Here is a 13,198-nt window from a genome sequence, read left to right on the forward strand (position 1 = left end):
AGCGCTTCTTTGCGGGAATCGTCTCGGCCGACGGCATTCACTGCCCGACCAGTGCCTGGGCGTAGCCGGTGGCCACGACGCCGCTACCGAAGATCAGTACCAGGATCATGACCAGGTCAGGCTTGCGCTTCATCATCGACTCCCTGCGATATTGTGGGTGACCGGACGGCGGTCCGGTGGGCTCTCTAGAGCGAGGCCATAGCCTAGCGAAAGCCCTCGGGTATGACAACCGCCCCCTTCGAAAGCATGACGACCACGGCCTTGTGGTGGTCGGTGCTAGCGAGGGAGCAAACGTTCACTCACCTGGCTCACCGGTATCAGGCCATGAACAGCCGATAGGCCGGGTTAGCCGATTCCTGCCAGTAGCGGTAACCGATCCTGTCGAAGTGCTCCTCGACGTGATCGCGGTCGCCGCCCGGCAACTGCATGCCCACCAGCACCCGGCCGTAGGCGGCGCCATGGTTGCGGTAGTGGAACAGCGAGATGTTCCAGTCGTGGGGCAGGTGGGTGAGGAAGTTCATCAAGGCCCCGGGGCGCTCGGGGAATTCGAAGCGATAGACCTCCTCCTCGAAGTGCTCCTTGGGGCGCCCCCCGCCGAGGTGGCGAATATGCAGTTTGGCCAGCTCATTGTCGGTGAGGTCTTCCACCGGATAGCCGGCATCGCGCAGCCGCTCGATCACCGCCTGGCGATCCTCGCCGCCGGGTTTGACCTGCACGCCGACGAAGATATGCGCCTGCTCCGGGTCGGCATAACGGTAATTGAACTCGGTGACCATGCGCTTGCCGATGGTGCGGCAGAACTTCTTGAAGCTACCCGGCCGCTCGGGAATGGTCACCGCCAGGATCGCCTCGCGCTGCTCGCCGAGCTCGGTGCGCTCGGCGATATGCTGCAGGCGATCGAAGTTGGTGTTGGCACCGGAGTTGATGCACACCAGCGTCTCGCCGCTGGCGCCGCTACGCTGGATGTACTTCTTGAGACCGGCCAGCGATAGGGCGCCGGAGGTTTCGGAGACGGCCCGGGTGTCCTCGAAGATGTCCTTCACCGCCGCACACATCTCGTCGGTGTTGACGGTGATGACCTCGTCCACCAGCTCACGCATCACCGCGAAGGGCGCCTCGCCGACCTGGGCCACGGCCACGCCCTCGGCGAACACGCCCACCTGGTCCAGAACCACACGCTTCCCGGCATCCAGCGCCGCCTTGAGGCTGGCGCTGTCTTCGGATTCCACGCCGATCACCTTGATCTCGGGGCGCAGATACTTGACGTAGGCCGCCACCCCGGCGATCAGGCCGCCGCCGCCCACCGGCACGAAGATGGCATCCAGATGGCCGGGATTCTGACGCAGGATCTCCACCGCCACGGTGCCCTGACCGGCGATGACATCGATGTCATCGAAGGGCGGGATGTAGGTGTAGCCGTGCTCGGCGATCAGCTCCTGCACATGGGCCACCGCCTCGCCGAAGGCATCGCCCTTGAGCACCACCTTGGCGCCGCGCGCGCGCACCGCGGCGACCTTGATCTCCGGCGTGATGCGCGGCATCACGATCACCGCCTTGACGCCCATCTGGCGGGCCGCCATGGCCAGCCCCTGGGCATGATTGCCCGCCGAGGCGGCGATCACGCCCTTGGCCTTCTGCTCCTCACTGAGCTGGGCCATCTTGTTGTAGGCGCCACGAATCTTGAAGGAGTAGACCGGCTGAAGATCCTCGCGCTTGATCAGGATCTGGTTGTCGAAGCGGCGAGACAGGAAGGGAGCCGGCGAGATCGGCGTTTCCCGGGCGGCCTCATAGACCCGAGCCTGGAGAATCTTCTTGACGGTATCTTCGAGCATCCTGACATTCCGATAAGTAGCGCGAGGGGCCGCGAGACGCGGCGCGTGGGGAACCTCTATTGGTAGCACTCGCGCCGCCATGGCGTCCAGCACGGCAAGGCGCCATGGCCTATAATGTCGCCGCATTTCTCCCCCAACCAGACGAGCCCCCCATGACCCAGGACGAACTCAAGGACGCCGTCGCGGCTGCAGCCCTCGATGAGATCCGCCCCCTGCTCGGCCAAGATGTCGTGATCGGCATCGGCACCGGCTCCACCGCCGACCGTTTCATCGACAAGCTGGCCGCGCTGAGTGGCGATTTCCGCGGCGCCGTGGCCAGCTCCGAGGCCAGCGCGCAGCGCCTTCGCGGCCACGGCATCGACGTCTTCGAGCTCAACGAGACAGGCACCGTCCCGGTTTACGTCGACGGCGCAGACGAAGTGAACACTCACCTACAGATGATCAAGGGCGGCGGCGCGGCGCTGACCCGGGAGAAGGTCGTCGCCGCCTGCGCACAGCGCTTCGTGTGCATCGCCGATGGCTCCAAGCGGGTCGAGCGGCTGGGCGACTTCCCGCTGCCGGTGGAGGTGATTCCCATGGCCCGCTCGTACGTGGCGCGGGAGCTGGTCAAGCTGGGCGCCGACCCGGCCTACCGCGAGGGCGTGATCACCGACAACGGCAACCAGATCCTCGACTGCTATGAGTTCATGATCGACGATCCGCTGGCCATGGAGGCACGCCTCAACGCCATCGTCGGGGTGGTGACCAACGGCCTGTTCGCCGCCCGCGGCGCCGACGTGCTGCTGCTGGGTACCGAGCAGGGCGTCGAGCGGCTGACCCCTCAATAGAGCGAGCGCCGGGGATAAGTCGCAGCGAGGGGGTTTGACCCTGGGCGAGGCGGGCTGAGAAGAACCTCCAGTGAATGTTCTCCCCGCCGAGCGGGATGGCCACGGATGGCCATCCCAGGCTCTGCAAGCGTCCCAGGAAGTTTAAGCGACACAGGGTCAAAGTAGAGCGCCCAAGGATGGGTTTATAGCGTCCTCGCGCAGGCTTGTCGCCGGGAAAACGATGTATACCGGAAAATCCGGTATGTAGGCGCTCACTTCTCTTGTAGGAGCTGCTCCAGGCCTTCCAGCGTACGCTCGAGGGCACCACGATTGGCCTCGACCACCGCCCGACCGGCGCTGGCGAGCCGCTGGCGTTCCGCCGCATCGCCGAACAGCCGCTCCAGCTCGACCGCCAGCGTCGCGGCGTCGGCGACCTCCACCAACGCCGCGCGCTCGCGCAGTGCCTCGGCCACGTCGCTGAAGTTGGCGAGCTCGGGGCCACTCAGCACCGGCACGCCCATGGCGGCCGGCTCCAGGAGGTTGTGGCCCCCCACCGGCACGAGGCTGCCGCCCACGAAGGCCACGTCGCCCGCCCCGTAGAACGCCGACAGCTCGCCCATGGAGTCTCCCAGGTAGACCGCGGTATCGGCGTTCACGGCCTCGTCCCGCGAGCGCCGTGCCACGCTCATGCCCTCGCCACGACACAGCTCCGCCGCCGCCTCGAAGCGCCGCGGATGACGCGGCACCAGGATCAGCAGCGCCTCGGGATAGCGCTCGAGCAGGCGCGCATGGGCCTCGAGCAGCGCCTCGTCCTCGCCTTCGTGGGTCGAGCCCGCCACCCAGACCGGGCGTTTTCCGAACCGAGTGCGCAAGCGCTTACTCACCTCGAAAGCCTCATCATCACGGCTCATGTCGAACTTCAGCGAGCCGGTCACCTCGCCCTTGGCGGCCGCCATGCCCAGCGCCTGGAAGCGCTCGAGATCGGCCTGCGACTTGGCGCCCAGCCAGCTCACGTGGGACAGCGCCTCGGCCATCAGCCACCCGAGGCGCCGGTAGCCCTGGAAGGCCCGCGCCGAGAGCCGGCCGTTGACCACCGCCACCGGCACGCCGCCCCGCTCACAGGCGGCCAGCAGGTTGGGCCACAGCTCGGTCTCGAAGAAGATGGCCAGGTCCGGGCGCAGGCGCTCGAGGAATCGACGCGCCGCACCGGGGAAGTCCAACGGCACGAAGTGATGACTCACTTCGCCTACATCGGCCTCGTTCCGCAGGCGATCGGCGACGGCCTGGGCGCGCTCGGCACCGGTCGCGGTCATGGTGGTGATCACCAGACGGGCGTCGGGATGGCGACGCGCCAGGGCCTCGATCAGCGGCCGGGCGGCCTGTACCTCGCCCACCGAGGCGCAATGCAGCCACAGGCTGCGCACGCCCGCGGGCGAGGCGGCGATGCGGCCCAGCCGTTCGGCGCGCGAGCGCCCGGGGAGATGTTCCCGCCAGACCCGGCGCCAGACCAGCGGCGAGAGCGCCAGCAGGGCGGAGGAATAGCCGCGCCGCACCCAGGGATGGCCGGCCATCAGGCCTCGCGGTCGAGGATGGTGGAGATCATCGCCGTGGTCGAGACGCCGTCCTCGAAGTCCAGCACCCGCACCTCGCCGCCGGCCGCCCACACGGCCTCGCCGCCGGCGATCTCCTCGGGCTGGTAGTCGCCGCCCTTGACCAGCACATCGGGCAACACCGCCTCGATCAGCCGTTGCGGGGTCTGTTCGGCGAAGGGCACGACCCAGTCCACCGCGCCCAGCCCGGCCAGCACCTGCATGCGCCGGACCAACGGGTTGATCGGCCGCGTGGGCCCCTTGAGGCGGCCGATCGAGGCGTCGTCGTTGACCGCCACGATCAGCCGGTCGCCGAGCCGCCGGGCCTGCTCCAGATAGGCCACGTGGCCGGCGTGGAGGATGTCGAAGCAGCCGTTGGTCATCACCACCCGCTCGCCGCGCGCCTGGGCGGCGCGTACCGCCTCGACCAGCGCCGGCTCGCCGATGGCACCGAACTCGGCCAGCTTGTCGCCGTGCAGGGCGGTGTAGAGCTCGGCGACCGACAGCGTCGCGGTACCCGGCTTGGCGACCACCAGGCCGGCGGCCAGGTTGGCCAGGGTCATGGCCTCGGGGAAACCGTGGCCGGCGGCCAGCGCCAGGCCCAGCACGCCGATCACGGTGTCGCCGGCGCCGGTGACGTCGAAGACCTCGCGGGCGCGGGTCGGCAGGTGCAGCGGCTCATGGCCCCCGCGGATCAGCGTCATGCCCTTCTCGCTGCGGGTGATCAGCAACGCCTCGAGCTCGAGCTCGACTCGCAGTGCCTCGCCACGCTCGGAGAGCGTGGCATCGTCCGGGCAAGGCCCGGCGACGGCCTCGAACTCGGCCAGGTTAGGCGTCATGACGCTGGCTCCCCGATACTTGCCGAAGTCGCTGCCCTTGGGATCGACCAGCACGCGTTTGCCGGCGGCCCTCACGCGCCCGATCAGGCCCTGCACGTCGGCCAGCGTGCCCTTGCCGTAGTCGGAGAGGATCACCAGGTCGGCACCGCCCAGGGCCGCCTCGACGCGCTCCGTCAACGGGCCGGTATCCACGTCACCGAGGCTCTGCTCGAAGTCGAGGCGGATCAGCTGCTGGTTGCGGCTCATCACGCGCAGCTTGGTGATGGTCGGAATTTCGGTGCTACGGGCGAAGTGAGTGCTTACCCCGGAGTCTTCGAGGCGGCGGCTCAACAGGTCGGCGTTGTCGTCGTCGCCGACCAGTCCGGCCAGCGCCGCCTGAGCGCCCAGCGAGGCGATGTTGAGCGCCACGTTGGCGGCACCGCCGGGGCGGTCCTCGGCCTCCTCGACCCGCACCACTGGTACCGGGGCCTCGGGGGAGATCCGCGAGGTGCCCCCATGGAAGTAACGGTCGAGCATCACGTCGCCCACCACCAGCAGGCGTGAATGTTCGAGGGCGGTCAGATCAAGCTTCATCGGAAGGCTCCCTTTCCTGACGAGACGCGGCGATGTCCAACACCGCCTCGAGGTTGCGGATGACGTCGTCGGCCTGGATCAGCGACATGGCGTCGGGGTGACGGACCCGCTGCCCCCAGGGCAGCGTCTTGGCGTCCTTGTGCAGGAACTGGCTCACCGCGGCCGGATAGCGATTCACCACCTGCTCGCGCCAGCAGTAAGGGGCGGCGCGCTCGGGGTTGGTGGTGGCGTAGAGGCCGACCACCGGGGTGTTCAGGGCGTTGGCCATGTGTACCGGGCCGGAGTCCGGCGCCACCACGGCGCGGGCGCCATCGATCAGCGCCAGCAGGCCCTTCAACGACGAACCGCCGATGGCATCGATCACCGCACCGGGCTGGGCCAGGGCCTGGATGTGACTGCCCAGCTCACGCTCCTGGGTGCTTCCGCCGCCGGTCAGCACCGTCTTCAGGCCATGCTGCACCCAGGCGTGCTCGACCACGCTGGCATAGCCCTCCGCCGACCAGTTGCGGAAGTTGCGCAGCCGCGGGTTGGCGCAGGGGCTCATCAGCACATAGGGCGCATCGCCGGTCAGCGCCGTCGCCTCCTGGCGGGCGGCATCGGGGATCGGCATGTCCCAGGCCAGGGAGAGGTCCTCGACACCCAGCAGGCGGGCGAAATCGAGGAACGACTCGAGCACATGGGCCCGGGGGTGCGGCGCCAGCTGACGATGGGTGAACCAGTGCTGGGCATCCTTGGCACGCGCCTTATCGTAGCCGATGCGCAGGTCGGCCTTGAGCCCCAGTGAGAGCACGCTGGCGCGCAGCGCCTGCTGCATGTGCAACAGCACGTCGAAGCGGGTGTCCGAGAGCGTCCGCCATAGCTCGCGCATCCCCGCAAGGCCTGTGGACTTGTCGTAGACGATGAACTCGACCCCCGACATGCCGGCCAGTAGACTGTGCTCGCCCTTTCCGATGATCCAGGTAATGCGCGCGTCCGGCCATTGGCGCTGCAGGGCACGGATCGTCGGCACCAGGTTACAGACATCGCCCAGGGCGGAGAGGCGCAGCACGCCGATATGGGCGGGGCGGGCGGGCAGAGGATGCTTCATGCGATTGGCAACGTTTCGAACGGGAAAGGTTTTCATTTTATATGATGCGGACAGTTTATGTGACGCCAATGGGGCGCCACAAATCGCCCCGTCAACCTTCGATCCCGACCACTGGCGGCGGCAGGGGCTCATCACCGGCGAGGCTCCCGGCCGCGGCGCCAGCCTGTTCCTCGACGTCGGCGGCGCCGAATGGGTACTGCGCCCCTATCGTCGTGGCGGCCTGGCCGCCCGGGTCAGCGCCTCGCGTTACCTATGGACCGGCGTCGAACGCAGCCGTTCCTTCCACGAGTGTCGCCTGACCGCGCACCTCTTCTCGCTGGGCCTGCCGGCGCCCCGCCCGGTGGCCGCCGTGGCGACTCGCCATGGCCCGACCTACGAGGCGGCCCTCGTCACCGTGCGACTGCCGGCGGCGCGAGCCCTCGCCGAACGCCTCCACGATGCCGACGAGGCGCTGCTGGCGCGGGTCGGCGCGACGGTGCGTCGCTTCCACGACGCCGGCCTCGACCACGTGGACCTCAACGCCCGCAACCTGCTGGTCGACGACGCCGAGCGCGTCTGGCTGATCGACTTCGACCGTTGCCGGCTGCGCCGCCCCGGTAAATGGCAAGCGGCGAACCTCGAGCGGCTAGACCGCTCGCTGACCAAGTTCAACGCCGCCCCTGCCATGGCGGCCATCCGCCGCGGCTACGCGTCTCACGCCTAGGCGCCCCCGACGCCAGCCTCGCCGAGCGCCGCCCCCGGAACCGGCCGACGCCCGGCCGTGGCCCCACCCTTGGCGTGCCAGCTCGGGTATAATCCGGGCAGGATACATTACCAGTCCGCCCCGGCCGTTCGAGAGGCCGCGCCGCATGAGCCTGGGGCTCACGGCATCCTCCATGCGCTGTCGGGGCTCGGGAGCCCCATGACGAGTTTCACCGCTCAACGGCCGCCACGCCTGCTGGTGGTTCGCAACGACAAGCTCGGCGACTTCATGCTGGCCTGGCCGGCCCTGGCGGCCCTCAAGGCCGCCTCGCCGAGCCCCCATGTCAGCGTGCTGGTGCCCGACTATACCGCGCCGCTGGCCCGCGCCTGCCCCTGGATCGACGAGGTGATCCTCGACCCGGGCGACGCCGCCGGCCGCGAGGGTCGATGCACGCTGCTGGCCGACCTGAAGTCCCGGCGCTTCGATGCGCTGCTGACGCTGTTCTCCACGCCGCGCATCGGCTGGCTGGGCTGGCGGGCCGGCATCCCGCTGCGCCTCGCCCCGGCCACCAAGTGGGCACAGCTCTTCTACCATCGCCGTGTCACCCAGCGCAGGTCACGCTCGGAGAAGCCCGAGCACGTCTACAACCTGGAGCTCGCCGAGACATTGCTCGACGCCCTGGGCCTCACGGTGCCGCCACGACCCGCTCCCCCCTATTGGCCGCTGGCCATCGACGAGTCCCGCCGCCAGCGCGCGGCCGTCGCCGAGGAGGCCGGGGTCGCGGCCGACGACGACCGGCCCTGGCTGTTCCTGCATCCCGGCAGCGGCGGCTCGGCGGTCAACCTCACGCCCGAGGCCTACGCGCGGCTGGCCGGCGACATCGATGCCCGGCTGCGTGCCGCGAACACGACGCCGGCCTGGGTGATCACCGCCGGCCCCGGCGAGGCCGACAACGCCGATGCCCTGTGCGCGACGCTCGCCGCCGATGGCCTCGAGGCACGGCGCCTGCCGCCGAGCCCCGGGCTCGAGACCTTCGCCCGCCGCCTGGCGGCGGCCGACCTGTTCATCGCCGGCTCCACCGGGCCGCTGCACATCGCCGCCTGCCTGGACCGGCCCACCGCCGGCTTCTACCCATCGCGGCGTTCGGCGACCCCGCTGCGCTGGCAGACCTGCAACGCCGCGGAACGCCGCCTGGCCTTCTGCCCCCCCGACGACGCCCACGAGGCGGACATGTCGACCATCGACCTGACGATGGCCGCCGAGGCCATCGCCGAAAGCCTGTCACCCTCTTCGATCAGCGAGTTACGCCCATGACGCCTCTCTCCGGCATCATCATCACGCTCAACGAGGCCGACAACGTCGCCGACTGCATCGCCTCCCTGCAGCGGGTCTGCGACGAGGTGATCGTCGTCGACTCCGGCAGCCATGACGACACCGTGGCACTCGCCGAGGCCGCCGGTGCCCGTGTCATCCATCAACCCTATCTCGGCGACGGCCCCCAGAAGGCCTTCGCCGTGCCACAGGCGAAGCACGACTGGATCCTGGCGCTGGACGCCGACGAACGCCTCGACGACGACGCGGTCGCGGCGATTCAGGGCCTTCCCCTGGACGATCCGCAACAGGCCTATCGCCTGCGCCGCCGCAACTTCGCCGGGCGCCATTGGATCCGTGCCGCGGGCTTCTACCCGGACCCGGTCACCCGGCTCTATAATCGCACCACCTCGGGCTACCTGCCCAAGAAGGCCCACTCCTCGGTGAAAGCCCCCTCGGTGGTCGACCTGGACGCCCACCTTCGCCACTTCACCTATCGCGACCTGTCGCACTGGATCAGCCGCATCGACGCCCTTTCCAGCCGCGATGCCTGGGCCATGAAGGAGCGTGGCAAGCGGCCCTCCGCGGTCCGGCCTGCGCTGCATGCGGCCACCGCCACCTTGCGCAAGCTGATCCTCAAGGGCGGCCTCTTCCAGGGCGCGGACGGCTTCACCGTGGCCATGACCACGGCGTTCCACGCCTACATGAAATACGCCAAGCTCAACGAGCTCTACGAGAACGAGCGCGCGCCCTCCGACGCCGACGATGCCTGACCGCCAGCGTCTCGCGAGCTTCCAGCGGCCGCGCGGATGGGCCGCCCTGCTGGTCCTGGGCCTGGCCCTGGGATTCACCGCCGTCACCGTCAGCCGCCTGCCGGCGCTTGCGCTGTGGCCGATCGCCGCCGGCTGGCTGTGGCTGGCCCACGCCTGGCGCTGGGGTGACGAACCCGCCGCCTCGCCGCCGCGACGCCGCTGGCCCTGGTCGCTAGGGCCATTGATCCTGTGGGGCCTCTACGCCTACCTGGCCGGCAGCTTCGGCAGCGTCGATCTGGGGGCGGTGTTCTTCCACCTTCAGGCGGGCATCGAGGAACATGGCGGGCACGGGCGACTGGTCGCCGCCACGCTCTATACCCTGGGCATACTGGCGGTGCTGGCGGCCTTCATCTGGCTGGTACGCGCCGACTCCCGCTGGGCACGCTGGGAGCGCCTGCTGGCCGTAGTGCTGCTGGTCGGCAACCCCTTGCTGCTGGGCCTCGGACAACGCGGCGCGGCACTGATCACCGAGGACGGGGCCTGGCTGGAACGCCACTACGTGTCACCGGAGATCCACTCGGCGGCGGACGATCCCCCCAACCTGCTGGTGCTCTACCTGGAGAGCCTCGAACGCACCTATGCCGACCGCGAGCGCTTCGGCGATGCCTATGCGCCGCTCGCCGAGCTGGGCCGACGTGGCGTGGTCTTCGAGGGTGTCCGCCAGCTCGACAACACCGGCTGGACCATGGCCGGGATGATCGCCAGCCAGTGCGGCACACCGCTGATGCCGGCGGGCCTGCTCCACGACAGCCAGTTCGACCCCCTGGAGCGAGTCGTGCCCGGGGTGGACTGCCTGGGCGACCTGCTCGCCGCACGGGGCTACGACCTCAGCTATCTGGGCGGCGCGAGTACCCGCTTCGCCGGCAAGGGCCGTTTCTACACCGACCATGGCGTCGCGCGGGTGAGCGGCCGCGAGACCCTGGCCCCACGGCTCGAGGACCCGGACTACCTCAATAGCTGGGGGCTGTACGACGACAGTCTCTACGACTTCACCCTGGAGGAGATCCGGCGCCGCGAGGCCGAAGGCGGTCCCTGGGGCGTGATCGCGCTGAGCCTGGGCACCCATCCCCCCGCCGGCCACCCGGCCCGCGCCTGTGAGGCACGTCAGGGCGAACACGACGGCGAGGACATCCTCTACGCGGTGGAGTGCTCGGCCTGGCTGGTCAAGCGACTGGTCGAGCGGCTGGAGGCCGAGGGGCTACTGGCCAATACCCTGGTGGTGATCGCCAGCGACCACCTGAGCATGCGCGTCTCGGCCTGGGAGTCGCTGATCGCCGGCCCTCGGGCCAATACCCTGATGCTGCTGCACAACGACCTGGTGCCGCGGCGCCTGCGCCGCGAAGCCTCGACCATGGACACCCTGCCCACGGTGCTCGAGGCCATGGGCTTCGGCCTCGAACACCACCGGGCGGGGCTGGGCGTCTCGCTGCTCTCCACGGAGCCGACCCTGGTCGAACGCCATGGTCTTAAGCCACTCAACGCCCGGCTCAAGGAAGAAACCGCCCTGCAGCGCCGGCTATGGCAGGGGCTGGACCTGCCCCTCACGGAGACGCCTCCAGGCGGGGCTGCCGCCGCCCGCCCTAGTCGCTGAGCATGGCACGCAGCAGCCGTTCGGGCGGCTGCTGCTTGAGGCAGTTGGTGTGGCCCAGCGGGCAGGTCCGCGCGAAGCAGGGCGAGCAGTCCAGCGCCAGGTAGTGGATGTGGGCCTCCTCGGTCAGCGGCGGCGTGTAGGCCGGCGACGAGGAGCCGTAGATCGCCTGCACCCGGGTCCCCGCGGCGGCGGCCACGTGCATCAGCCCGGAGTCGTTGGTCACCGCCTGGCGGCAATCGGCGAGCAGGTCCACGGCATCCGCCAGGCGGGTCTTGCCACACAGGTTATGGGCATGTTCGATGCCCTCGGCGATCGTCTCCCCAGCAGTATCGTCCTTGGGCCCGCCTATCACCCGCACCTCGAAGCCCTCGGCCACCAGCGCCTCGGCGAGGGTGCGGAAATGGGCCAGCGGCCACTGCTTGGCGGGGCCATACTCGGCACCGGGCATCATGGCGATGGCCGGCCGCCGGCCCAGGCCCAGCGCCTCGTGCAGCGACGCCAGGCTGGCCTCGTCGCGGCGCAAGGCCGGGCGCGGGATCGCGAAGTCTCCCTGCGCCGCCTCCGCGGCCGGCAGGCCCAGCGACACGAAACGCTTGACGGTCTGGTCGAGCAACGTCTTGTCCAGGCGCCGACGCTCGTTGAGCAACCCGAAGCGCTGTTCGCCGTGGAAGCCGACGCGCCGCGGGATGCGCGCCAGGAAGGGCACCAGCGCCGACTTCCAGGAGCGCGGCAGCACGATGGCACGATCGAAGCGCCCGCGCAGCCCGGCGGCCAGCCGGCGCCGTGCGGCCCAGCCGAACTCGCCATGGCCAACCTCCAGGGCGGCCACCTCGTCGACCTCCGCCATGCGCTCGAGGATCGGCCGCGACCAGGCCGGCGCCACCACGCCGATACGCGCCGCCGGGTCACGGGCCTTGAGCGTCTTGAACAGGCTCTGGGCCATGACCATGTCGCCGACCCAGGACGGGCCGACGACCAGGATACGCTCCCCCCGGTCAGGCATTCAGCCACTCCAGATAGGCCCGCACGCCCTCGGCGACGGTATGGAACTCGCGCTCGTAGCCGGCCTCGCGCAGTCGCTCGATATCGGCGCGCGTGTAGCTCTGGTAGCGGCCCTTGAGCGCGTCGGGGAAGTCGATGTACTCGATCTTGCCCTTGCCGTAGTAGTCGGTCACCGCCTCGCCGATCGCCTTGAAGGGTTCGGCACGGCCGGTGCCGAGGTTGAAGATGCCGGAGGCCTCGGGGTGGTCGAGGAACCACAGGTTGACGTCGACCACATCGCCGACATAGATGAAGTCACGGCTCTGCATCCCCGCCTCATAACCGTCCCAGGCGCCGAACAGCTTGACGTCCTGACCGCCGCTGATCTGGGTGTGATGATGGTAGGCGACGCTGGCCATCTTGCCCTTATGTTGCTCGCGCGGACCATAGACGTTGAAGTAGCGAAAGCCGACCACCTGGCTCTCGAACTCGTCGTGGCGGGCACGCACGTACTGATCGAACAGCAGCTTGGAGTAACCGTATACGTTGAGCGGCTGCTCATGCTCGGGGTCCTCGCGGAACACCTCGCTACCGCCGTAGGTGGCCGCCGAAGACGCGTAGATGAACGGAATGCCCTTGAGCTGGCAGAAGTGCAGCAGCTCCTTGGAGTACTCGAAGTTGTTTTCGAGCATGAAACGGCCGTCCCACTCGGTGGTGTCCGAGCAGGCCCCCTCGTGGAAGATCGCCTCGATGGGTGGCAGGTGCGAGTTCTCACCGTTCAAGGCGGCCCGCACCCGGGCCAGGAAGTCATGCTGGTCCAGGTAATCGCCGAGGGTGCAGTCGGCGAGATTGACGAACTTGGTGCCGTCGCTCAGGTCGTCGACCACCAGCACATCGTCGCGGCCGCGCTCGTTGAGTGCCTTGACCAGATTCGAGCCGATGAAGCCGGCTCCGCCTGTTACTACGATCATGGGAATTCCTCTCTATGCGATTGGGCCACCGCGGTCGGCCGATGACGGGGGGCGCCGGGAACGGTGCGAAGAGGGAGCGACGCCATGGGTGGCGTCGGTTGCACCTTGGGAAGGCACGCAGCCC

Annotated in this window: 11 protein-coding genes; 5 read left to right on the forward strand and 6 right to left on the reverse strand. The window is 69.1% G+C overall.

All coding sequences use genetic code 11. The annotated features are described in order from the left end of the window. Positions 1-317: 317 nt before the first annotated feature. A complete protein-coding gene (ilvA, locus tag ETC07_RS03835) occupies positions 318-1,958 on the reverse strand; it encodes a threonine ammonia-lyase, biosynthetic (protein ID WP_306462086.1) in 1,641 nt (546 codons plus the stop codon). A 26-nt stretch (positions 1,959-1,984) separates the two neighbouring features. Here ilvA and rpiA point away from each other — a divergent pair, with 26 nt between their 5' ends. Beyond that, positions 1,985-2,659 (forward strand): ribose-5-phosphate isomerase RpiA, encoded by a 675-nt coding sequence (rpiA, locus tag ETC07_RS03840; RefSeq protein ID WP_136247181.1) that lies wholly within the window; start codon positions 1,985-1,987, stop codon positions 2,657-2,659. A 251-nt stretch (positions 2,660-2,910) separates the two neighbouring features. Here rpiA and waaA read toward each other — a convergent pair whose 3' ends face one another. From waaA to ETC07_RS03855, 3 genes are read right to left on the reverse strand one after another with little or no spacing between them, the layout of a single operon-like run. Next, positions 2,911-4,209, reverse strand: coding sequence for a lipid IV(A) 3-deoxy-D-manno-octulosonic acid transferase (gene waaA / locus ETC07_RS03845; RefSeq protein WP_136247182.1), 1,299 nt, complete (start codon positions 4,207-4,209; stop codon positions 2,911-2,913). Then, positions 4,209-5,639 carry a bifunctional D-glycero-beta-D-manno-heptose-7-phosphate kinase/D-glycero-beta-D-manno-heptose 1-phosphate adenylyltransferase HldE gene (gene hldE / locus ETC07_RS03850; protein ID WP_136247183.1) on the reverse strand — a complete coding sequence of 477 codons (1,431 nt, stop codon included), beginning with the start codon at positions 5,637-5,639 and terminating at the stop codon, positions 4,209-4,211. The genes waaA and hldE overlap by 1 nt, the downstream gene beginning before the upstream one ends. Next, positions 5,629-6,726 carry a glycosyltransferase family 9 protein gene (locus ETC07_RS03855; RefSeq protein ID WP_136247184.1) on the reverse strand — a complete coding sequence of 366 codons (1,098 nt, stop codon included), beginning with the start codon at positions 6,724-6,726 and terminating at the stop codon, positions 5,629-5,631. The genes hldE and ETC07_RS03855 overlap by 11 nt, the downstream gene beginning before the upstream one ends. On the opposite strand from ETC07_RS03855, the gene ETC07_RS03860 reads away from it, so the two are divergent. From ETC07_RS03860 to ETC07_RS03880, 4 genes are all read left to right on the forward strand, one after another. Then, entirely contained in the window at positions 6,725-7,429 is a 705-nt protein-coding gene (locus ETC07_RS03860) for a 3-deoxy-D-manno-octulosonic acid kinase (RefSeq protein ID WP_136247185.1), read from the forward strand. The genes ETC07_RS03855 and ETC07_RS03860 overlap by 2 nt on opposite strands. 198 nt (positions 7,430-7,627) lie before the next feature. After that, a complete protein-coding gene (locus ETC07_RS03870) occupies positions 7,628-8,722 on the forward strand; it encodes a glycosyltransferase family 9 protein (RefSeq protein ID WP_136247187.1) in 1,095 nt (364 codons plus the stop codon). After that, complete coding sequence (locus ETC07_RS03875) at positions 8,719-9,492, forward strand: glycosyltransferase family 2 protein (RefSeq protein ID WP_136247188.1); 774 nt, start codon at positions 8,719-8,721, stop codon at positions 9,490-9,492. The genes ETC07_RS03870 and ETC07_RS03875 overlap by 4 nt, the downstream gene beginning before the upstream one ends. Further along, the gene (locus ETC07_RS03880) at positions 9,485-11,122 is read left to right on the forward strand and encodes a sulfatase-like hydrolase/transferase (protein WP_136247189.1); all 1,638 of its coding nucleotides are present in this window, start codon (positions 9,485-9,487) and stop codon (positions 11,120-11,122) included. The genes ETC07_RS03875 and ETC07_RS03880 overlap by 8 nt, the downstream gene beginning before the upstream one ends. Here the strand turns inward: ETC07_RS03880 and waaF are convergent. Next, positions 11,112-12,125: a lipopolysaccharide heptosyltransferase II gene (waaF, locus tag ETC07_RS03885; protein WP_136247190.1), complete on the reverse strand. Its 1,014-nt coding sequence runs from the start codon at positions 12,123-12,125 to the stop codon at positions 11,112-11,114. The genes ETC07_RS03880 and waaF overlap by 11 nt on opposite strands. Beyond that, positions 12,118-13,074 carry an ADP-glyceromanno-heptose 6-epimerase gene (gene rfaD, locus ETC07_RS03890; RefSeq protein WP_136247191.1) on the reverse strand — a complete coding sequence of 319 codons (957 nt, stop codon included), beginning with the start codon at positions 13,072-13,074 and terminating at the stop codon, positions 12,118-12,120. Before rfaD ends, waaF begins: the two co-directional genes overlap by 8 nt. Positions 13,075-13,198 lie beyond the last annotated feature (124 nt).

This window comes from Halomonas borealis (assembly GCF_004798905.1).
In the GTDB taxonomy this organism is placed as follows: domain Bacteria; phylum Pseudomonadota; class Gammaproteobacteria; order Pseudomonadales; family Halomonadaceae; genus Halomonas; species Halomonas borealis.

What these genes read in the sequence shown, in the direction of transcription:
- ETC07_RS03860 (WP_136247185.1), top strand. Translation starts at nt 6,725, where the DNA reads ATGCGATTGGCAACGTTTCGAACGGGAAAGGTTTTCATTTTATATGAT.
- ETC07_RS03875 (WP_136247188.1), top strand. Translation starts at nt 8,719, where the DNA reads ATGACGCCTCTCTCCGGCATCATCATCACGCTCAACGAGGCCGACAAC.
- ilvA (WP_306462086.1), bottom strand. Translation starts at nt 1,958, where the DNA reads ATGCGGCGACATTATAGGCCATGGCGCCTTGCCGTGCTGGACGCCATG.
- waaF (WP_136247190.1), bottom strand. Translation starts at nt 12,125, where the DNA reads ATGCCTGACCGGGGGGAGCGTATCCTGGTCGTCGGCCCGTCCTGGGTC.
- ETC07_RS03880 (WP_136247189.1), top strand. Translation starts at nt 9,485, where the DNA reads ATGCCTGACCGCCAGCGTCTCGCGAGCTTCCAGCGGCCGCGCGGATGG.
- rpiA (WP_136247181.1), top strand. Translation starts at nt 1,985, where the DNA reads ATGACCCAGGACGAACTCAAGGACGCCGTCGCGGCTGCAGCCCTCGAT.
- ETC07_RS03870 (WP_136247187.1), top strand. Translation starts at nt 7,628, where the DNA reads ATGACGAGTTTCACCGCTCAACGGCCGCCACGCCTGCTGGTGGTTCGC.
- hldE (WP_136247183.1), bottom strand. Translation starts at nt 5,639, where the DNA reads ATGAAGCTTGATCTGACCGCCCTCGAACATTCACGCCTGCTGGTGGTG.
- ETC07_RS03855 (WP_136247184.1), bottom strand. Translation starts at nt 6,726, where the DNA reads ATGAAGCATCCTCTGCCCGCCCGCCCCGCCCATATCGGCGTGCTGCGC.
- rfaD (WP_136247191.1), bottom strand. Translation starts at nt 13,074, where the DNA reads ATGATCGTAGTAACAGGCGGAGCCGGCTTCATCGGCTCGAATCTGGTC.
- waaA (WP_136247182.1), bottom strand. Translation starts at nt 4,209, where the DNA reads ATGGCCGGCCATCCCTGGGTGCGGCGCGGCTATTCCTCCGCCCTGCTG.